Here is a 19,340-nt window from a genome sequence, read left to right on the forward strand (position 1 = left end):
CAAGCGCATGCCGACCGCGTTCGTCGTCTTCTACCGGAACATGAACCTGGGCCACCCGAACAGCCCCACCCGGGCGATGCTCGAAGACGCGCTGCGTGCCGCGGGGGCGTCGTCGGCACGGTCGTTCCAGACGAACGGGACGGTCCTGATCGAGGTCGGCGACACCTCGCCCCGCGAGGTGGTGAACCGGGCGGCGCCGCGGTTGCTGACGGTCAGCGGCTACGGCGACGCCGTGTTCGTGCGTCCACTCGACCAGCTCGCGGCGATCCTTGAGCGCGACCCCTTCGCTGGCAGCGGCGACGAACACATCTATCGTGAGACCTTCACCTTCTTCGACAGCGTTCAGGAGTTCGGTGCCCCGCTGCCCTGGACGAATGACCGAGGCGATGTCCGCATCATCGAGATCGGCGGCGGCGTGGCGTTGAGCGTCATCAAAAGGATCGCAACCCGGGTCGGCAGTCCCACCGCCGAGGTAGAGGCGAGGCTTAAAGTCCCCGCCACCACCCGCACCGCAAGGACGGTCAAGCGCCTGGTCAAGCGTTTCACTGAGCCGGTGACGGACCCGGCCCACAGTTACGGCGAGCGACAGTGATCGCCCGGCTGCACATCACCACAGCCCAACTTCCGAGATTGACACAATCTCGGAGTTGACTCCCAGGTATGACTTCCGAGATTACGAAGCGCCGTCCGGGCGCCCGCCCCACCCGGCTGCCGCCCGCCTACGACACGGTGCTCGGCGAGTACGCTGCGGCGCTGGAACGCGCGCCGCTGTCGGATGAGACCCGGCGCACCTACCGCTCCCGCGTGCGCATGTACCTGTCCTGGCTGGCCGATCACGCCGCCACCTATTCCACCGATCCCCTCGCCGATCGGCAGGCACGGGACTGGGCGGTGCGCGACTACCGCATGTGGCTGCTGCGCGACGGCCCGGCCAGGCGCAGCCGCGTCTACGTCAACTCCATCCTCACCGCGCTGGACGACTTCCACGTCCGCCGGGGTCTGGGCAAGGCCGACGTCGCCCGCGAAGACCTGCCCAAGAGCGCACCGCGCGCGCTGGCCGAGGGCGCCCGCATCCGCTGGCTGCGCGCCGTGGAGGCGCATCTGTCGCCCCGGGGCCGGTGCATCGCGCTGATCCCGTACTACGCCGGCGCGCGCATCAGTGAGGTCGTCCGGCTCGACATCGGCGACGTCCAGATGTCGGCCCGCAAGGGCAGGCTGCGCCTGTACGGCAAAGGCGGCAAGTTTCGCGAGGTCGACATCCACCCCAAGCTCCGCAGTGAGCTGCAGCTCTGGCTGGATGAACGCCCCAACTGGCCCCGCGCTGGCGACAACCGGGCCCTGTTCCTCAACGCCAAGGGCGGACGGCTGACCGCCCGGGCCGCTGGCGGCATCATCGCCGAGATCGCCCAGACAGCAGGGCTGGACGATCCCACCACCGCGCACGTCCTGCGTCACACGCTCGCCACCACGCTGGTCCGCGGTAAGACTGACCTGGTTCTGGTCGCCGAGATCCTTGGCCACGCCCGCCTGGAGACCACCCGCCGCTACAGCTTGCCGTCCGACAAGGACAAGGAAGAGGCCCTCAAGCTGATCACAGTTGACCACTAGCCGTACATCTGCCTGGGGAAACTGGCGTAAAGATCGACTCATGGCCGGTTTTACCCCTATCTCGGCTGGACCCGACCGTACGCCCGTCCGGTGGTGGGCGTCGGCCGCGACGTCGACCGGGTCGTGGGGGAGGAGCGAAGTCGCCACGACGCGTGACGGTACGTCGAAACGTGGAGCTGCACGCCCCCCGCTCAACCGCGCTGATCTCACAGCCTCCCAGTCTGGACGAAGCGATACCTCGATCTCGCCATGCGCGGAGTCCGCTCAGCCGAGGTCACCGCCAAGATCTCCCGGCATCTGGAGCGCTTCGGCGCCTGGATCACGCGCGGCCTCGGGCATGCCGAGGCTCTCGGCCGTCACCCCGCGCGAGATCACCGCCTGTCGTGACCACCTGGCCACCGCTGGCAACCGCGGCCGCGACAACGTGCCCGCGCCGATGGCGCCGGCGCGACTCGTGTTGATCTCAGTGAGATCCAACTGACCTCCAAGCCCGCGGCTGTGCACTTGTGCCGAAGGTTGGTAGGGAAACGAGATTGGAGTCATCGGTGTCAGGACTCTTCAGGGGGACCAACGGCAGGCGGATCGTCGCCGTGCTGTTCGGCGCTGTCGCTGCCGCCGTGATCGGCGCCACGGCCGCCACGCCCGCTCAGGCGGCGCCGCCGTGGTGGTCGTACGGGGACGATGCCGGGGACGCGGGTCTGTACCAGGTCCATTACGAGGACGGTCGCCCGTTCACCGTGGAGCTGTGCTGGACGTACGAGTGGGGCCAGGTGCCCTGCGGCCGGTACTTCTGACCAGATCGGCCGGGCCCTCGCAGGGGCCCGGCCGTTCTCATGCGACCGGACCGTACGCGGCCGGCTCGCCGTGATCAAGCATGCCGCAACACCGTGAACCCCCGACTGGAGGACCTGACCATGAACAAGAAGGTTGTGCCCGCGGCGATGGCCGGAATCGCCCTGGCCGCCCTGACCGTGACCCCCGCCACGGCCGCGGCCACCCCGGTGATCGAGATCCGTCCCGGGCACAGCGCGACCGTGCAGGAGTCGGACCACGAGTTCCCCTGCCCGAAGAACGAGGTGCTGATCGGCCGGGAGCACGTCGGGGACGAGAACGCCGACACCACCTACTGGTGCGGCCGCATCTACATCGACAACGAACAGGTGACGACGCTGAGGCTCAGCTTCCTCGGCAACACCGAACCGGAGAACGAATCGTTCTTCGTCACCCAGGCCCACCAGGCCCTCACCGGACGCAGCCACGACGGGGACGAGAACGGCTACACCTCGTACTACACGGGCGCGCTGTTCTGGCAGGGCAAGGTCGTCAAGCTCGTCGACCGGCACTGGGTCACCTATCCGCATGAGAGCAACCACTCCACGAAGGCAGCGGCACTGGAGGTCATGACGGGCCGCTGGCACTCCGGCGACGAGAACGGCCCGACCGGCTACGAGTACGCCACGGTCACCTTCAGCGGGTAGCGGCGCCCCATCCGGACGGAACCAGAACCCAAGGACGGAACATGCAGAAAAAGGCTCTGGCCGCCGCCATGGTGGCGGCCGCCGCACTGACCCTCGTCCCCGCCGCTCCGGCTGCGGCCGCCGTAACGATCGAGGTCAGGACCACGTCCACCGCGACCGTGCGGGAATCGGACAGCGATTTCATCTGTCCGGCCAACGAGGTGCTGACCGGCCGTGCGCACTACGGGGACGAGAACGGCTACACCACGTACTGGTGCAGCCGCATCTTCATCAACGATGTGCAGGTGTCGGTGGTCCGCATCGACATCTTCGGCGCCCACCTGCAGGAACCCTCGTTCTACACCACCCCGGAGAATTACGGCCTCAGGGGCCGTAGGCACGACGGGGACGAGCACGGCTGGACGGAGTACTACCCGGCCGCGCTGTTCTGGCAGGGCAAGGTCGTCAAGCTCGTCGACCGGAGGTGGAGCGGGCAGATGAAGGAGAACGACCACTCCTCCAGGGCGTGGCCCAACGAGATCATGACCGGGCGCTGGCACGCCGGCGACGAGAACGGCGACACGACCTACCAGTACGCCAGGGTCTCCATCGACGCTTGACCTCGCGCCGCGGGACCGAGCCTTCCTGCAGGGCCGGCCTCGGGCAACCTCACCCGGTGGACGTCGTCGCCGAGGTCGCCGCTGAGGTCGGCCAGTTCGGGCAGCACCAGCCCGGCTGCCGCCTGCGCGGCGGCCAACCGGTCACGTAGTTCCCGGACCTGTTCGGCCTCGCGCTCGCGTTCGGCCTGGGCGGCGTGGGCCTGCTGTTCGGCGGCCACGGCGCGCTCGCGCTGGAGGTCGCGCTCGGCGCAGGACTGGCGAAGCTCCTCTTTGGTCACGCTCCTGCAGCCGGGCGGCGGCGGCCTGGCCCTGGGTGGCGGCCAGCGTCAGGCGTGCCTCGGTCGTCTCCTGCCGGGCGGTCTCGGTGCGCCTTTCGGCGGTCTCGGCGCGGGCCTGGGCCTGGCGGCTGTCGCGCTCGGCGCGCTCGCGGGCGGCGCTGGCGTCGGCGATCTCGGCCCGCAGAGCCTCGACCTGGCGGGCGTGCTCGTCTGCCGCGGCGCGCAGCCGGTCGAGCTCGCCGCGCGCCTCCTCCAGCGCGGCAGCCGTCCTCTGCTGCTCGGCCTGGGCCTGCTCCCGCTCGCGCGGGGCGTCGTCGCGGGCCTGCTCGGCCGCGCCGCGGGCGCGTTCGTGCTCGGCGACCTGGGCTCAGGCGTCGCGCGCGTCCTCCTTGGCGGCCTCGACCCGGCGGTCGGCCTCCTGCCGGACGCGCCGCTGCTCCCGCTCGGCGGCCTCCTGAGCCTCACCGGCGGCCCGGGCGCGGCGCTCGGCCAGCTCGGCGCGGGCGTCGGCCTCGCTCTTGTCGCGGCGCGCGCGATCGGCGTCGGCGCGCGCGGCCCGGATCTCCTCGAGCGTGTCCGCCACGGCCCGGTCCACATCCGCGCGCAGCCCGGCCGCCGCGGCGGCGACCTGGTCGGCCAGTGGCCCGAGCACGGCCTGGGCCTCTTCCAGGTGGGGCCGCGAATTCAAGGGCCATCCACCTCGGCACACCCTCGATCTCCCCGGCCGAGGCATGCCCCTGCCCGACACCGAACACGCAGCCAAGCTGATCAGGAGTGGTCTCTCACCGTCAGCCGCCGCCAGCGCACTCGGCACCAGCCCGGAGCACCTCAGACTCGCTTTCATGCCGCGGCCCCCGACGTCGGGGCAGCCACAACGGCGTCGGCAAGATCGCTGCAATGGAATGGAGGAACCCGTGCCCAGAGACGCCGAGATCGTCTCTTCGGACGAGGTCCACGCCGGGCCGACGGACGGGGCCATGGGCAAACGGACTCCGGCCCAGGTGCTGCGCGAAGCCAGAGCACGCGACGGCGAGATCAAGCGAGGCCGCGTACTCAGGACCCTCGACGAGATGGCCGCAGAGGCGGGCGCTGCTGCCTCGGCCGCGTCGCTGGCGGCCGACCTGGAGCTGGCCAAAGCCGAGCTCAGAACCTTGCGCGCGGAGCGCGACCGGCTCAAGGCGAGTAACGCCCGCCTGCGAGAGGCGCTGAAGGAGTCCGAGGACGATCGTGCCCATTTTCAACGCCGCCCTACACCTGCTCGATCAGCAGTCATAGGTCGAGCGAATTCTGACTCATGAGAGGGACCACCGCAGCCGCAACGATCATAACCACCGCACATGCCACGACCAGTCCAAGGGTCCAGGCGTTGAACCAGCCAAACGCTACAGACAGGACCGCCGTCAGCTCGCCAACCACGAATGTCACGCAGAGCCACTCGAATGCCAGGTGCAACCTACGGACTGACTGGCTCAGCTGGCGCGACCACTCGCCTGCCGAGCGAGGGTCCACACGTGACTGGACTTGGCGTTGACTTATGTCGTAGTACGTCGCCGCGTCCGCTGATTTTTTCTGCCGCATGAAGCCAATCTCTACTGACAGGGCGATCAAGATGGTCGGCAACACCTGCGAGGCAGTGGAGTAGAACGCTTCTGTGGCCATGCCAGGTAATCGTGATGACGTTGAACTGTGTTCCGTTGCGCGACGGGCCCGAAACCACGCGGGGTCGGGCCCGTCGTCACGTCTGCGGATCTACCAGCCGCCCAACGGAACCGCGCCGAACCTACTAGCTCACAGACTCGCCAAGTGACACCAGAACGCGGATCCTACACAGCCGTGGTTGCCTTGGGGTACGGACGGGCGTCGGCTGCGGGACTCTGCCCTGTGCGACAGACGGGCGTCGGCTGCGGGACTCGCCCTCTGCGGCGGCTGCGGCCCGTCGCCGTCGGCCCAGCGTGGCCCGAGCGGGCGGGGAACGTCCTCAGCCGGGGATGGAGGCGCCTCCGGCGGCGGCGAGGCCGGGGGCGAGCGCCCCTTGACGGGGATCTTCAGGGCACGGCGCGCTGATCTCCCCGATGCCGTACAGCTGGCGTTCCTCTGCCGTCAGAGGGCTGCCGGCCCGCCGGCACAGCAGTCCCGCGACGGCGGAGGCGTCGGTGCTCCAGCGCCGCAGGGCGTGGTCGGAGGTGGTGAGGAGGAACTCTTCGGCGTCGCCGGTGAGGACGCCCACGCCGGTCGTTCCTTCGACGCTGACCGCCTGGCCGATCCTGTCGCGCTCGCGCAGGTCCCATATGCGGGCAGGGCCGGGGGAGATCCCGTTGGTGCTCAGCAGGCGTTGGCCGCGCGCGTCGAGGTCGACCTGCCACACTGTGCCCTTGTGGCCGCTCAGGGCCGGCAGCGCCACGGGGGCCAGGGGGCGGGTGAGGTCCCACAGGTGGATGCGCTGATTGTCGGAGCCGGCCGCGAGCAGGCGCCCGTCGTCGGTGGCGGACAGGCTCGCCACGCTCAGGGCGCCCGGCAGAGGCCGGATGAGGCGAGGGTGGTGCGGGTCTTGGACGTCCCACAGCTGCGCGCCCGCTTTGTCGGTGCCCACGGCGAGCGTGGCGGTCCTGCCGAGGAAGGTGAGCGAGGTGACGGTCGACAGCGGGCTGCGGGTGTGCGGGCGCGGGTGGCCGGGGTCGGAGACGTCCCAGACGACGAGGGCGTGGTTGCCGTTGCCTCCGGTGACCAGGGTCCGCCCGTCGGGGCTGAACGCGGCGTCGTTGATGTGGTTCTCGGTGTGGGCGTGGCCGTGGCCCAGAGGTCGGGGGGCTTCGGGGTGGGAGATGTCCCACAGGCACATGGCGGCCCAGGTCGTCGGCTTGTGTGGGTCGGAGGTGTCAGGGGCGGCCGTGGTCAGGGCGAGCGTGTGCCTGTCCGGGCTGAACGCGGCGCCGGTCAGGGGCAGGTCCTGGCAGGTGAGGGTGGTGCCGAGCGGGCGGGGCGCGCCGGCGGCGGGGACGTCCCACAGGCGGGCGGTGCCGTCGGCGCTGGTGGTGATCGCCAGCCGCCGGTCCTGGCTGGCTTTCAGCGTGGTCAGGGGGCGTACGTGCCCGGCCAGTGGGGGCAGCGGCTGCCAGCGTCGGCTGCCGTCGGTGCGGGTTCCGACGGCCAGCGAGGTGCCGTCCGGCCCGAATGCGAGCCCGAGCACCTCGCCCGGCTGGCGAAGTGTCAGGCTCCAGGACGTCTCTCGCTCCTTGTCGTGCCGGACGTCCTTGACGTTCCATATCCGGACCTGTGCGTCGATGTCGCCTGCGGCGAGCGCGGTCCCGTCAGGGCTGAAGGCCAGGTCGGCGACCGTGCTGGGGGATGCGGACAGCTCTCGCGGCCTGCTGGGGGTGCCGTCTGGCGCCAGGCGGGCGAGCAGGATCGGGTGGGCGGAGACGGCGGCGTCGGCCAGGGCCAGCGTGCGGCCGTCGGGGCTGAGCGCGACCGTTTTGAAGTTTTGCCGGTGTTCCTGCCTCGGCAGGGGGTGGGACTGCGGGTGGCGGGGGTCGGTGGTGTCCCACACGGTGGCCTGGTGGTCGCCCTCCACGGTGGCCAGGGCGCGGCCGTCGCGGCTGAGGGCCAGGTCGAGGATGTGGTCCTGGGTCGCCTGCCAGCGGTGCAGCGGTTCGGGGTGGCGCGGGTCGGTGGTGTCCCACAGGGCCAGCCGGCCGTGGTCGTCTCCGGTGGCCAGGCGGCTGCCGTCCGCGCTGAATTCCATGGCCGTCAGGGGTCCCTGGTCACTGCTCAGATCCGGCAGGCGTACCGGCGGGCCGTTGCCACGCAGGTCCCACAGCCGGACCCGGCCCGAGTCGGTGGCGGCCAGCACATGTCCTGGGTGCACGGCGAGCCGGGCGATGGCGGCCGTCCCCGCGTGCACCAGGAGCGGGCGGTCGTGCCGCGTGGCCGCGGTATCCCATACGCGCACGTCGCCGGCCGGGGTGGCCTCCGCGAGGATCCGCCCGTCGGGGCTGCCGGCCCATGCCGTCGCATCGGCCGGGCCGCCGCTGACGTAGCGGGTGGCGTACGGCGGGGCGGACGAGCCGATCACCGCGTTGCGGGCTTGCGGGGTGTCGGCGGCCTGCAACGCGGCCAGGGCCAGGTGGGCCGCGAGCGCGGGGTCGTTCGGGCGTACGGCGTCGGCCTCGGCGCCGAGCCGGGCCGAGACCGCCTGCGCGGCCTGCCGGGTCGCCCGGCCCGCCTGGTCCACGGCGAAGATCGCTGCCGCCACGGCCGTGACCGCGAGTGCGGCCAGCGCTGCCGTCAGGCGGCGCCGGCGGCGGGTGTCGCGTTGCCGGCGGCGATGGGCGGCCGCCAGGAACGCGCCCTCCACCGTCTGGTCATCGGCGCAACCGTGCCACTCCTCGGCCGCCGCGAGCCGGCTGCCGCGGTAGAGGTGGCTGTCGTCGCGGCCTGCGGCCTGCCAGGCCGTGGCGTCGTCGGTGAGCCGCTGGCGTACCAGGAGTCCGACCCGGTCGGCGTCGATCCATTCCCGCAGCCGGGGCCAGGCGTGCAGCAGCGCCTCGTGGCTGATCTCGACGTGTTCGGCGTCGGCGGTCAGCAGCCGGGCGCGGGTGAACTCCTCGACCACGGCCTTGACCACGGCCTGGCCGCCGGCGCTGGCGGCCAGTGCGCGCCGCTCGGCGCGGCGGCGGGTGTCGCTGGTGCCCTCGCCGACGCGGACCAGGCCCAGCAGCACCGTAGGGGCGATCTTCTGTTCCTGCGGGGTGAGCCGGGCGTAGGCGCGCTCGGCGGTGGTGGCGACGGCGCCGTGCACGCCGCCGGTGCGTTCGTATCCCGCGACGGTGAGCATGCCGTCGGCGCGGTGCTGCCAGGTGGCCCGCAGGGTGTGCGACAGCAGCGGCAGGGCGCCGACTTCGCACGCGTGCTCGCCGAGGTCCCGCAGCAGGACCTCCACTAACCCCGGCTCCAGGGCCAGCCCGGCCGCGGCGGCCGGCTCGGTGATCGCCAGCCGGAGTTCGGCGCGGTCCATCGGGCCCAGCGGCAGTGAGCGGGTCCGCAGCGCCTCGCGTAGCCCGGGGTGGGCCAGGCAGTGCCCGTAGAAGTCCGCGCGTATGGCGGCCACGACGGCGGGGCCCGCCTGGGCCAGCCGGCACAGTTCGTCGGCGAAGACGTCCCGTTCGGCTTCGTCGTCGCACAGGGTGAACAGTTCCTCGAACTGATCCACGATCAGCAGGGTGCACGAGTCCGTCGGGACATGCAGTTGCGCCATCGGGCGCGCAGTGGGCGTCAGGTAACGCACCGCCGCGGGGCCGGGCACCCGCCCGGGCAGCGCTCCGCCCGTCACGGCGGGCGTCACCCCGGCCCGCAACAGCGACGACTTGCCCACGCCCGACGGCCCGATCAGCATCACCGGATGCCCGGCCGTGCTGGGATCGGCCAGCAGGCAGACCAGTTCGGCCGTGGCCCGGTCCCGGCCACTGAACCAGCGGGCGTCCTCGGTGCCGAAGGACGCCAGACCCGGGTACGGGCACGGCGGCGGCGCCGGCCGGGCCAGCGCCAGCAGGGCGCCTTTGGCGCCCAGCACCCGGTCGCACTCCCGGGCGAGCTCCGCTCCTGGCCGTTTCTGCCCGTTCTCCACCCGGCTGAGGTGCCCCTTCGTGCAGTACACCTCGTCTGCGAGGCCTTTGAGCGATTTACCCGCTTCGATGCGCCTTCGGCGGAGTTCTGCCCCGAACGCAGGGGTGTCCTCGTCCTCCGGCTGCTGCATCGAGGCCTCCGCCCATCCCGGGTGTGACTCTAGGTGCCTGATCTTATGCGAAGAGTACGCAGGTCGCGGGGCGTTGTCCGGGGCCGCGATCGACACGGCCACGGAAAACCCGTTCCGGTCAGGCTTGGGTCCGATCCACCATCGAACCGGCGGCAAACACATGCCGTCATCACTTCGTCACCCAGAGAGAGGGTCACTGATGAACAAGCTCACTGTGCGCGCCTGGAGTGGCCGCTGGGCCGTCGTCGCCGCCGTCGTGGCCGCGTTCGCCGGACCGCAGGCGGCTCCACCCGCCCACAGCGTCTCCGCGGTCACCGGCGCGATCAGCGCCCAGGCCAGGAAGGCCTGCCCGACGGACCACCTGTGCGTCTGGGAGCGCCTGATATCGGGATGGCTCGACCGTCGCGGCAGTGACTACCTCTACCGGGACCCCTTCTCCAGCCCGCAGCTCAACAACTTCGCCGACCGCAAGCTCTACAACGTCACCGGCGCGAAGAACAACACCCGCTTCGACGTCAAGCTGTTCACCGGGCCGAACGGCACCGGCGACTCGCGCTGCCTCAGCCCCGGCCAGGCGCACGCCGTTCACGACTCGCAGATCACCAACACCTGGCAGTCGGTCATCATCTACACCGACGACCGCGCCTGCGACTAGTGATCCCATGACCCCCGGCGCGGCGACCCCCCTTGCGCCGCGCCGGGGCCCCTCCGGTGAAAAGGGGCTGCGGTCAGGCGTGCCAGTCGGTGACCCCGCCCGGCACCGGCGCGGCCGGGTCGTAGGGGGTGCGGCTGAAGATGAACGTGTCGAGGTCCAGATGGCCGGGCGCCACCCGGAGCGTCTCCCCGGCGTAGTAGCTGTCCAGCCCCAGCCAGGTGCCGTCGGGCTGGGGCACGAACCGGGAGGCCCGCCCGCTGCCGCCGACCGGCTCCAGCGACAGGGCGCGCTCGGGCAGCAGCCGCAGCGTGTACGGCTTGGGCCCCCAGTGCCACAGCCCGGTCAGCGCCGGCAGATCGGGATCGGCGGCGACCGGCTGCCATTCGTCCGGCAGGCGCGGCTCGTAATGCTGCAGGATGTCCAGCAGGTCGGTCAGCAGCGTGCCGTTCACCCCGGTGGTGGTGTTGGCCATGAACAGCACCCCCACCCCGTCGGCGGGATCGGCCCACACGGTGGCCAGGAACCCCGGCATCGACCCGGCGTGGCCGGCCAGGCGCCGACCCGAGACGCGGGACAGCTGCAGGCCGAGTCCGAAGCCGCCGGTCCAGGCGTCCCCGTCGTCCACGCCGGCCGGCTCGCGCATCTCGGCGACGGTGTCGGGGCTCAGCACGTCGCCGCTGTCGCCGCCGACGAACGCCGCCCACCGCGCCAGGTCGTGCGGCGTGGACCACAGCTGGCCGGCCGGCCCTATCGCGTCGGCGTCGTGCTCGGCAGGTGCCCACACTCTCCGTCCGGGGCATGATCGAGACAGAGCGCCAAGGTGGTTGCAATGAACGCGCCTGCTCGGCCAGAGCCGAGGCTGCCCCCCGGATTTCGTGATCGGGGGTGAGGTGGCCAGGATCCCGGACTTCCGTCCCCGGCTCAAGGGGATCGGCGGTCCCCTGATGGTGCTGGCCGGCCGCCACGACCGGGCGTTGCACCCGGCGCTGCAGCGTGACTTCCAGCGCTTCGCGCCTCAGGCCCGTCTCCACATGCTGGAGCGCAGCGGCTCGTTCGGCCATGTCGAGGAGGCGGAGACCGTCCACTCGCTGCTGCGTGACTTCTGGCTACAGGCATGACGTCCTTGGTGGAAGAGTCCGGGCGTACCCGGGCACGCCGGGACTCGGGCTGCTGTGGGCCGGGCAGTCGTTGTCGCTGTTCGGGGACCAGTTCATGACGCTGGCGCTGCTCGCGGTGACGGTGCTGGGCACGTACACCGGGCTGGGGGCGATCGGCCTGGTCGTCGGCAGCATCGTGCACTGCGTGAACGAGGGCGCGTTCAGCCCCACCTCGATGACCCTGCGCCAGACGCAGGCCCCTGCCGAACTCCTCGGACGGGTCTCCGCCGTGCAGCGGTTCCAGCTGTGGGGCGCGGTCGCGCTCGGGGCCCTGCTCGCCTCCGCCGCCACCGCGCTCGCCGGACTGGAGGTCACGGTGTGGATCGGGGCGCTCGGCACGATCCTCTGCCTTCCCGCCCTTCTGCGGCGCGGCATCCGCACCGCCACGTTCGCCCGCGGATGATCTGAGCCCCCCAGCCGGGGGCTCGATCAGGGGTAGGGACAGGCCCGGTCAGCGGCGGTGGCGAGAACGCCGAGAGTGCTGGCGGCGAGGCGGTGACGGACGTCTTCGAGCATGACGAGAGTTCCTTCCGAGGAGCGGGAGTTCCTCGACATCCTCAGCCGGCGCATCCGTCCGGACCAGGCCCGCATCGTGCCGTGTCGCCCCCTTGCCCGCATTCCGCTTGGCCGGCGTCCTGGGCGCTTGCCGCTCCAACGGGCGATGGTTACCGGGTCACGACGGTCGGATCCGGTAGGCGCGGATGATCGTCTGTTTCGCCGTGTTGCCCGCCGCGTCCACCGCCTGGGCACGCAGGGACACGAACCCGTCGCCGGCCGGGTGGCGCAGGACGGCCGCCGCCCCGTGGACCTCGGCCCTGGCCCAGGTGGCGCCGTCGTCGTAGGAGACCTCCACCGACAGCCGTCTGACGGGACGGGCGGCGCTTCCCTCCAGCGGCTGAATGGTCACCGGTACGGTGAAGCGCCGCCCGGACGGGGCGGTGTTCTCGGCGTCGAGGGCGGGGCTGAAGCGCACGACCGACACGGGCAGTCGCGCGGGCGTGTCGCCCGCGACGTGTCCGGACCGGAAGGTCCACACGCCGGACACGCGCGTGGACAGCGTCGCGGGTGCTCCGCGCTCGGTTTCGACGACGAGGCGGTAGGCGGCCTCCCGCGCGGGCACGGTGAAGCTCGTCCTGATCTCCGGCTGCTCGCCCACGAGGGTGCCGTCACGGTAGAGGGCGGTCCGTTGCGTGGCCCGGGTGGAGTAGCCGAGCGACCCCCTGCCGTCGCCGTACATGAGCAGATCGGTCGAGATGAGGTCGCCGGTGCGGCTGACGCCGTCGGCTTTCTCCGCGCCCGCCCAGGGCAACGCGGGCGAGAAGACGCCGCGGTTCCAGGCCTCCGTGTACGCCCGCCCGGACTGGTAGCCCTTGAAGGGCGAGTCGAACCGGTTGAGTCGACCGTCGGAGCCGTACTCGAACAGGTAGCGTTGCCAGCGGATGCCGTCGTCGGTGTTGACGTACTCGACCTGCTTGAACGGCGTGCCGAACGTGGTGGGAGCCAGGAAGCCGAAGACGGCGCCGTCGCGCGGCCAGGCGCGGCTGTATGCGCGGGCTTCCGCCTCGGGCAGGTGGCGGGCGTAGTCGGTGTGGATGGCGGCCAGGTCGTGCTGGGCCACGCGCCGTTCGAATCCGTTGACCATGCCTCCAGAGTGGAACCAGGCCAGATGGTAGGCGTACGGGCTGTCGGCTTGGGCGGCGGCCCATCGCTCAGCGACCTTGGTGCGTACGCCGGCATAGGTGCGGGCAGGGCCGAGCTGGGCGGTGTACGTCGCCTCGTAGGAGTCGCCGAGCCAGCCCCAGTGACGCGATGTCCCGTCCGCTTTCTGGTACTGGTAGACGATCTCGGCTTGCACCGGGACGGCGTCCGCGCGGGGAAGCGTCAGCGTGATCGGCTTGCCCAGCCGCGCGTCGGCGTCCACGGTCTGCGATCGGTTCAGGTCGAGGCCCGGGTGGACCAGAAGCGTCCGGCTCTGGCCGTCGCGGATGGTGGTCCTGATCAGCCATCGGCCCTTGGGCAACCGCAGGGTGACCGGTCCCTCGGGGTTCTCCACGTCGATCGGCGTCTGGTCGGCGTCCAGGCGGAACAGCGTCGTGTAGGCCTCGGTGGCCGGCCGGCCGTTCCTGCCGGTGAACCTGAGGGTGAGGTCGTAGCTCTCCTCCTCCTTGTCGACCCCGACCGGCGTGCTGAGGGTCAGGTCGCCGTCGCCGGTCGCGACGACGTGCCCGCCGAGGAGGCCGTCGGGCCCTCCGGCGCGGGTGTCGGCGGTGACGACGGCCTCGGCCTGCCCGCCCGCAGGGACGGTCAGCGTGGCGGGTGTGACGCTGAAGGACTTGTCACCACGCGCCTCCAGACGGAGGGTCACCGGCTGCTGCTGCTGGTTGCGGTAGACGATCGTTTTGCTGACTGGCTGGTCGTCGTCGTGCGGCCACGCCTGCTTTCCGAAGCCGAGGCCGGGCGGTTCGGCGGTGACGGCCTGGCGGGTGCCGCGGTCGGCGTCGACGAGCCCCGCGCCCTGCGCGAAGACCCCGATCCCCGGCAGTGGCCGGGCGGTGCCCATGAGGGCCGCCTTGAGCAGGTCGCCCTTCCAGCCGGGATGCGCGCCGGCCAGCAGCGCGGCGACGCCGGTGACGTGCGGCGTGGCCATGGAGGTGCCGGACATGACGACGTAGGAGCCGTCGCCGGGGCTGTCCTTGCCGCGCGCCGCGGTGATGTCGACGCCGGGGGCGGTGATGTCCGGCTTGAGGCCGTCGTCGCCGGCGCGCGGCCCGCGGCTGGCGAACTCGGCCTGCTCGCCGGACTTGCTGACGGCGCCGACCTGCAGTGCGGCGTCGGCGGTGCCGGGCGAGATGAGCGTACGATCGGCGCCGTAGTTGCCGGCCGCCGTCACGAACAGGGTGCCGTAGCGGTCGCTGAGCGTCTGGACGGCCTCCTCCAGCGGGTCGGTGCCGGGGGTGTCCGGGGAGCCGAGGCTCAGGTTGACGACTCTTGCGCCCTGCTCGGCCGCCCACTGCATGCCGGCCAGGACAGCCGAGTCCGAGCACCAGGTCGACTCGCACACCTTGCCGTCCAGCAGCATCACGCCGGGCGCGACGCCACGGTACCTGCCGTCCGAGGCGGCGCCGCTGCCCGCGATGGTGGAGGCCACGTGCGTGCCGTGCCCGATCACGTCGCGTTCGTCCTGGGCCTCGGTGAAGTCGGCCCGTGCCGCGACCTTTCCGGCGAGGTCGGGATGGGTCGCGTCGATCCCGGTGTCGAGCACCGCCACCTTGACGCCGGCGCCGGTGTACCCGCGCTCCCACGCCTGCGGCGCGCCGACCTGCTTGACGCTCACGTCGAGCGAGACGCGCCGGCGTCCGTCGAGCCAGATCTTGCCCGTGCCGCCCGCGAGCGCCTGCCACGTCCGCGCGGCCTCGCTCCTGCGCTGCCGTACGGCGAAGCCGCGCACCGCGTTCAGCGACCTGAACCCGCTCATCGCACGGACGGCCGAGGCAGGGCCGGAGGTGCCGGTCACGAGTAGCGGGAGCTCCTTGCTGTCGTCGTAGCCGAGCTCCAGCAGCCCGGTCACGTCGAACAGCCGGGGGTCCAACCGCCCGGCGGCGACCAGCGGCGCGGCGTCGCCGGGTAAGACACGCAGCCGCCCCCGCGCTTCGTCGGTGAGAAAGGTGACCTTCTCCCTGCCCTCACCCGGCTCGACGATCGCGCTCGTGGGACCGGTCACGGTCACCTTGTCGCCGGTGACCAGCGTGACCGTCCGCATGCCAGTCATCGCCTGGTCACCGGCCTGCGCGACCGCCTGCGGCAGGGCGGCCGGCTGGACGGTCACGGCCGCAGCGAGCGCGGCGACACCAGCCCACCTTGTCGTTCTTTGCACTCAGTTCTCCGATCATCAGGGAAATATCACTACGAGAACAGCCGGGCGGGTCCCTCGGCTGTGGGTGTTTCAGCCGCGGGCGGGGCCGGTTCGCTCTGGTTCGGGGACCACGGGAGGCAGCGTGTTGGTCCACTCGGAAACTCGGACCGTGGTCGTTCCCTCCTTGTAGATCTCGCCGTCCTTGCCGCTGCGGTAGCTGGAGCCGAGGACGAGCGAGGTTTCGGGGTCGATGATGACCTTCAGGTCCACGCCGAGGTCGGAGATCTCCAGGCCGTCGCCGGCGCGGCCCAGGCCGTCCTTCATGGTGCCGATGCTCTTCACGATGGGAATCGTGGCCAGCGCCCGGAAGGCCGCAGCGCGAACCTCCGGCGGAGCCGGCAAGTCGCCCAGCAGGTTGACCAGGGAATTGGCCACGAACCACTCGCGTGCGGCGGGATCCGCATCGCCGTCGCCGTTGTCGACCTTGTCGGCGATCCACGCTTTCAGCGCCTCCGGATCGGTCGGCAGCTGCTCAATCTGGGAGAAGCTGACGTGGCTGTCGGCCAGGGAGAACGTCTTGGAGCCCTTGGCCTTGTAGACGGTGTCGCCCTCGTCGGAGGGCACCCATGCCTGGCCGTCGCGCCTGATCCAGCTTTCGGTGGACTTCGTGGGAAGTGTCTTCTTCCCGGCGCGCACGCTGTGGTCGGCCTTGACATGCCAGTAGGTCCCTGAGCCGGACCTGTTCTGCGCGGTGGAGGCGGCCGCGAGCAGGATCTGAGTGCTGGACAGCTGCGCCGGCACCGCCGACGCGCTGTGAGGCGTTTTGTTCGGCGATCCGGTGGTCACCGCCACAGGCGTTCCGCTGGTGGTGACCACCACCGCCACTGCTGCGGCCGCCGCGGCCGTCGTGAGGCCCATACCTCCGGCCAGCCAAACGAAGCTTCTGCGCCTCGGCTGTGCCTGGGCGTCTTGGAGTCGGCGCCGCCCCTCGCGTACGACGGTGTCGGAGGGATCGGGCTTGTGCAGCATCTTGCTGATCATCTCCAGTTCGTTCATGGTTCGATGTCCTTCAGTTCGGTGCGGAGCTTCTTTCGAGCACGGCTGAGCCGGGAGCCGACAGTGCCGTACGAGATCCCGAGGCTCTGTGCGATCTCCTCGTGGCTGAGCTGGCCGAGCGCCATCAGCAGCACCACGTCCCGCTCGCCTCGGGTCAGCTTCATCAGCGCCTTCGCCAGCTGAGGCTGCAGTCGTTGGGCGCTGACCGCGCTGACCACCCGGCTCTCGTGGCTGTCGGCATCCGGTTCCGCCCCCACGCGAGCCAGGGCTCGGTAGTGGCGGGCCTCCTTGCTGCGGTGCCGCGCCACGAGGTTGGTGGCGATCCCGAACAACCAGGGCCGCAGGCCGCCACGCTTGGGGTCGAACTTCTCTCTTTTGCGGAGGGCGATGAGGAAGGTTTCGGCGGCCAGGTCGTCGGCGGCCTGTACGTCCAGCCGTCCGGCGATGTACCGGTAGATGTCTCGGAAGTGCCGGTCGTAGACGGCCGAGAAAACGGCGGGATCACGACCGGCCTGGGCGGCAAGCTGGGCATCTATGACGTCCTCGACCGCGCCTGGTCCAGGGGTCACGTGTGGGTCTCCGTCATATGGGCACCTCTCGGGATCGGCGACACTCACCTGAACTTCTCTCAACCGCCCGAACGCTTTCCCGCATGGTGCCGTACGGTCCGACGCGCACCGTGGCTCAGGTCTCCGGGCCGGCGGTTCTGGGCGCCGGTCTTTGACGACCTTCACGAAAGTCTCCACCGGACCCGGGCGGCTGAAGACCCGACCGGTGCGGAGCCCGGCAAGGCCGGCGGAGACGATCAGGGTGCGGGCCGCAGCGGCCCGGGAACTACTGCTGGGAGTGCGGAGGTTCCTCAGGAGCGTCCGGTTCTGCGGGGGCTGGCAAGGACGCGGTGGAGTTGCTCGCCACCTACCGGCTCACCCGGCAGCCCGCTCCCGGCCCCGCCGAGACGGGCAGACAAACCACCTCCGCCGTGCGCACCACCGAAGCCGCCCCCGCCACCATCGCGCAGCTCGGCGGCCGGAAGGACGACCACGCGGTATGGCGGTTCACCTTCCGGCCCCGACGCCGACCGGCCGACGCGTCAGCGGCCGACCCCTAGCCTGCTGGGCTCTGGGCCCGGGCCTGACCGCTGGTCGCGGGCCGAACCGAGCGTGGCCGAAGGGTTTGCCCCGAATGTCAGCAGCGCCTCACGCCACGGCCCACGACCGTGACGACGCAGGAGGGCGAACAGCAGATTACGGTTCCCGAATGCCTGCACTGCGAGGTGGAGTGGATGCCTCGCAGCACGCTGGAGCCAGGCGTGCAGGGCTGGGTGCGCTTCCAGCGGACCGAAAGCGTCCTGGCTGAGCTCCACGGCAACGCTGGCCCAAATGGCGGTAGCTGACGGACGGGCGCCGCCCACGACCATGACGCCCGAATCCCCTCGACAGGAGGCCAACTTGCTGGACCTGCGCGCCGCCCTGGAAGAGACCGGGATGCGAGACCTCTAGGCCTGGCCATGCCCGTTCGAGACCGGCCCTCGATCAGCCCGATACGACACCGGCTCGGGCCGCCCTCCGCAGGCCGGGTGGCTCGGCGAGATCGCCAGCCGATGGGTGAGGGGCCCGCCTGGTATCACGGTCGTCCTTGCCGATCACCTTTCAAGATCGTGGGTGTCCGTTGAGGGATCCCCCTAGCAGACACCTTCGCCTACCCATCCGGCATCCTCCTGCGGAGTTCGGTCAGCGCCCGGGCTGCCTGTACGCGTCCACATGCGTCGACGGTAGGGTCGCTGGCGAAGCTCTCAAGTAGCCGTGTGCCCCGCTTCGTGTCCACATCAGCTAGGCCCCGCGCAGCCAGCACCCGGTGGGAGGCGATGAGGGCGGGGTCGGTGGCGAGGGTTTCGAGGAGCCGTGTGCCGCGCTCCGCGTCCACTTCAGCTAGACGAGTAAGTCCTAAGTAGCTGCGGTACGGAGTGCGTACATAACGAAGGGTGTTGACGATCGGTTTGTGACAACAGACCTCAACACCCTTCTCACCGCACTGTACGTCAGCATCGACGACTGGCTCGGACATCAGCCACGACTGGGACGCAAGCCGAAACTCACCGACGCCGAACTGCTCACCCTGGCCGTCGCCCAGGTCCTGCTCGGCATCCACTCCGAGGCGCGCTGGCTGCGCTACGTCCCCAAGCACCTGCCCGGCGCCTTCCCCTACCTGCCCGGCCAGTCCGGCTACAACAAACGCCTGCACAAGGCCCTGCCGCTGCTCAAACGGGCCATCCGGGCGCTGGCATCCGACACCGACCTGTGGAGCGATGCGGTGTGGGTGGCCGACTCCACTCCGATCGAATGCGGCCGCTCCCGCCCCACCACCCAACGCTCGAACCTGGCCGGCTGGGCCGGCTACGGCTACTGCCGCTCCCACTCCCGCTACTTCTGGGGCCTGCGCCTGCACCTCATCTGCACCCCCGCCGGACTACCCATCACCTGGGCCCTGGCCACCCCCAACATCGACGAACGCCAGGTGTTGATGGCCATCTGCGAGCACGACCCGCACCTGCTCGCCGACCGGCCCGGCCTGCTCATCGTCGCTGACAAGGGCTACATCTCCGCCGAACTGGACACCTTCCTGGCCGAGCGCGGCGTGCGGCTGCTGCGCCCGTCCTACCGCAACCGCACCCCTCGCCCCGGCGAAGAGCTGCTCAAGCCGATCCGCCAGCTGATTGAGTCCGTCAACGACACGCTCAAGGGCCAGCTCGACCTGGAACTGCACGGCGGACGCACCGTCACCGGGGTCGGCGCCCGCATCGCCCAGCGCATCCTGGCCCTGACCGCCGCCATCTGGCACAACCGAGCCACCGGCCAGCCCATCACCCGATCCCTGATCGCCTACGACCACTGACCCGACTTAGGA

The 19,340-nt window shown here is 70.9% G+C and carries 20 protein-coding genes; 12 read left to right on the top strand and 8 right to left on the bottom strand.

What is annotated here, in order from left to right:
* Nucleotides 1-7 precede the first annotated feature (7 nt).
* From HD596_RS42205 to HD596_RS42230, 6 genes are all read left to right on the top strand, one after another.
* Complete coding sequence (locus HD596_RS42205; RefSeq protein WP_185075015.1) at nt 8-592, top strand: DUF1697 domain-containing protein; 585 nt, start codon at nt 8-10, stop codon at nt 590-592.
* A 68-nt stretch (nt 593-660) separates the two neighbouring features.
* A complete protein-coding gene (locus HD596_RS42210) occupies nt 661-1,608 on the top strand; it encodes a tyrosine-type recombinase/integrase (RefSeq protein WP_185075016.1) in 948 nt (315 codons plus the stop codon).
* Between the two features lie 249 nt (nt 1,609-1,857).
* Nucleotides 1,858-1,995 (top strand): hypothetical protein, encoded by a 138-nt coding sequence (locus HD596_RS42215; RefSeq protein WP_185075017.1) that lies wholly within the window; start codon nt 1,858-1,860, stop codon nt 1,993-1,995.
* A gap of 158 nt (nt 1,996-2,153) precedes the next feature.
* Entirely contained in the window at nt 2,154-2,402 is a 249-nt protein-coding gene (locus tag HD596_RS42220) for a hypothetical protein (RefSeq protein ID WP_185075018.1), read from the top strand.
* A gap of 120 nt (nt 2,403-2,522) precedes the next feature.
* Nucleotides 2,523-3,086 (top strand): hypothetical protein, encoded by a 564-nt coding sequence (locus HD596_RS42225; RefSeq protein WP_185075019.1) that lies wholly within the window; start codon nt 2,523-2,525, stop codon nt 3,084-3,086.
* A 41-nt stretch (nt 3,087-3,127) separates the two neighbouring features.
* Nucleotides 3,128-3,685 carry a hypothetical protein gene (locus HD596_RS42230; RefSeq protein ID WP_185075020.1) on the top strand — a complete coding sequence of 186 codons (558 nt, stop codon included), beginning with the start codon at nt 3,128-3,130 and terminating at the stop codon, nt 3,683-3,685.
* Here the strand turns inward: HD596_RS42230 and HD596_RS42235 are convergent.
* Nucleotides 3,652-3,963, bottom strand: coding sequence for a hypothetical protein (locus HD596_RS42235; RefSeq protein ID WP_185075021.1), 312 nt, complete (start codon nt 3,961-3,963; stop codon nt 3,652-3,654). The two genes, HD596_RS42230 and HD596_RS42235, sit on opposite strands and share 34 nt — an antisense overlap.
* Before the next feature lie 367 nt (nt 3,964-4,330).
* Nucleotides 4,331-4,651 carry a hypothetical protein gene (locus HD596_RS42240; protein WP_185075022.1) on the bottom strand — a complete coding sequence of 107 codons (321 nt, stop codon included), beginning with the start codon at nt 4,649-4,651 and terminating at the stop codon, nt 4,331-4,333.
* A gap of 226 nt (nt 4,652-4,877) precedes the next feature.
* On the opposite strand from HD596_RS42240, the gene HD596_RS42245 reads away from it, so the two are divergent.
* On the top strand, nt 4,878-5,261 hold the full coding sequence (locus HD596_RS42245; protein ID WP_185075023.1) for a hypothetical protein: 384 nt from the start codon (nt 4,878-4,880) through the stop codon (nt 5,259-5,261).
* On the opposite strand, the gene HD596_RS42250 is transcribed toward HD596_RS42245, so the two are convergent.
* A complete protein-coding gene (locus tag HD596_RS42250) occupies nt 5,233-5,622 on the bottom strand; it encodes a hypothetical protein (protein WP_185075024.1) in 390 nt (129 codons plus the stop codon). The genes HD596_RS42245 and HD596_RS42250 overlap by 29 nt on opposite strands.
* Nucleotides 5,623-5,941: 319 nt before the next feature.
* A complete protein-coding gene (locus HD596_RS42255) occupies nt 5,942-9,715 on the bottom strand; it encodes an nSTAND1 domain-containing NTPase (RefSeq protein ID WP_185075025.1) in 3,774 nt (1,257 codons plus the stop codon).
* Nucleotides 9,716-9,914: 199 nt separating this feature from the next.
* On the opposite strand from HD596_RS42255, the gene HD596_RS42260 reads away from it, so the two are divergent.
* Nucleotides 9,915-10,370 carry a hypothetical protein gene (locus HD596_RS42260; RefSeq protein ID WP_185075026.1) on the top strand — a complete coding sequence of 152 codons (456 nt, stop codon included), beginning with the start codon at nt 9,915-9,917 and terminating at the stop codon, nt 10,368-10,370.
* Nucleotides 10,371-10,443: 73 nt separating this feature from the next.
* On the opposite strand, the gene HD596_RS42265 is transcribed toward HD596_RS42260, so the two are convergent.
* Complete coding sequence (locus HD596_RS42265; protein WP_313046316.1) at nt 10,444-11,154, bottom strand: serine hydrolase domain-containing protein; 711 nt, start codon at nt 11,152-11,154, stop codon at nt 10,444-10,446.
* Between the two features lie 91 nt (nt 11,155-11,245).
* On the opposite strand from HD596_RS42265, the gene HD596_RS42270 reads away from it, so the two are divergent.
* Both HD596_RS42270 and HD596_RS42275 read left to right on the top strand, forming a co-directional pair.
* Nucleotides 11,246-11,488, top strand: coding sequence for an alpha/beta fold hydrolase (locus HD596_RS42270; RefSeq protein WP_185075027.1), 243 nt, complete (start codon nt 11,246-11,248; stop codon nt 11,486-11,488).
* Nucleotides 11,466-11,930 carry a hypothetical protein gene (locus HD596_RS42275; RefSeq protein WP_185075028.1) on the top strand — a complete coding sequence of 155 codons (465 nt, stop codon included), beginning with the start codon at nt 11,466-11,468 and terminating at the stop codon, nt 11,928-11,930. The genes HD596_RS42270 and HD596_RS42275 overlap by 23 nt, the downstream gene beginning before the upstream one ends.
* A 270-nt stretch (nt 11,931-12,200) precedes the next feature.
* Here HD596_RS42275 and HD596_RS42280 read toward each other — a convergent pair whose 3' ends face one another.
* The 3 genes from HD596_RS42280 to HD596_RS42290 all read right to left on the bottom strand — a co-directional run bounded on the left by HD596_RS42280 (nt 12,201) and on the right by HD596_RS42290 (nt 17,005).
* On the bottom strand, nt 12,201-15,353 hold the full coding sequence (locus HD596_RS42280) for a S8 family serine peptidase (protein ID WP_185075029.1): 3,153 nt from the start codon (nt 15,351-15,353) through the stop codon (nt 12,201-12,203).
* Nucleotides 15,354-15,470: 117 nt separating this feature from the next.
* On the bottom strand, nt 15,471-16,436 hold the full coding sequence (locus HD596_RS42285) for a CU044_5270 family protein (RefSeq protein WP_185075030.1): 966 nt from the start codon (nt 16,434-16,436) through the stop codon (nt 15,471-15,473).
* The gene (locus HD596_RS42290) at nt 16,433-17,005 is read right to left on the bottom strand and encodes an RNA polymerase sigma factor (RefSeq protein WP_185075031.1); all 573 of its coding nucleotides are present in this window, start codon (nt 17,003-17,005) and stop codon (nt 16,433-16,435) included. Before HD596_RS42290 ends, HD596_RS42285 begins: the two co-directional genes overlap by 4 nt.
* A gap of 329 nt (nt 17,006-17,334) precedes the next feature.
* Here HD596_RS42290 and HD596_RS42295 point away from each other — a divergent pair, with 329 nt between their 5' ends.
* The gene (locus tag HD596_RS42295; RefSeq protein WP_185075032.1) at nt 17,335-17,544 is read left to right on the top strand and encodes a hypothetical protein; all 210 of its coding nucleotides are present in this window, start codon (nt 17,335-17,337) and stop codon (nt 17,542-17,544) included.
* A gap of 890 nt (nt 17,545-18,434) precedes the next feature.
* Nucleotides 18,435-19,328 carry an IS982 family transposase gene (locus HD596_RS42300; RefSeq protein ID WP_185067915.1) on the top strand — a complete coding sequence of 298 codons (894 nt, stop codon included), beginning with the start codon at nt 18,435-18,437 and terminating at the stop codon, nt 19,326-19,328.
* The last annotated feature ends 12 nt before the right edge of the window (nt 19,329-19,340 follow it).

Source organism: Nonomuraea jabiensis (genome assembly GCF_014204795.1).
GTDB classification, from domain to species: Bacteria; Actinomycetota; Actinomycetes; order Streptosporangiales; family Streptosporangiaceae; genus Nonomuraea; species Nonomuraea jabiensis.

Excerpts from the sequence above, each read along its gene's own strand:
- HD596_RS42205 (WP_185075015.1), top strand. The coding sequence starts at position 8 with ATGCCGACCGCGTTCGTCGTCTTCTACCGGAACATGAACCTGGGCCAC.
- HD596_RS42210 (WP_185075016.1), top strand. The coding sequence starts at position 661 with ATGACTTCCGAGATTACGAAGCGCCGTCCGGGCGCCCGCCCCACCCGG.
- HD596_RS42215 (WP_185075017.1), top strand. The coding sequence starts at position 1,858 with ATGCGCGGAGTCCGCTCAGCCGAGGTCACCGCCAAGATCTCCCGGCAT.
- HD596_RS42225 (WP_185075019.1), top strand. The coding sequence starts at position 2,523 with ATGAACAAGAAGGTTGTGCCCGCGGCGATGGCCGGAATCGCCCTGGCC.
- HD596_RS42230 (WP_185075020.1), top strand. The coding sequence starts at position 3,128 with ATGCAGAAAAAGGCTCTGGCCGCCGCCATGGTGGCGGCCGCCGCACTG.
- HD596_RS42250 (WP_185075024.1), bottom strand. The coding sequence starts at position 5,622 with ATGGCCACAGAAGCGTTCTACTCCACTGCCTCGCAGGTGTTGCCGACC.
- HD596_RS42255 (WP_185075025.1), bottom strand. The coding sequence starts at position 9,715 with ATGCAGCAGCCGGAGGACGAGGACACCCCTGCGTTCGGGGCAGAACTC.
- HD596_RS42260 (WP_185075026.1), top strand. The coding sequence starts at position 9,915 with ATGAACAAGCTCACTGTGCGCGCCTGGAGTGGCCGCTGGGCCGTCGTC.
- HD596_RS42285 (WP_185075030.1), bottom strand. The coding sequence starts at position 16,436 with ATGAACGAACTGGAGATGATCAGCAAGATGCTGCACAAGCCCGATCCC.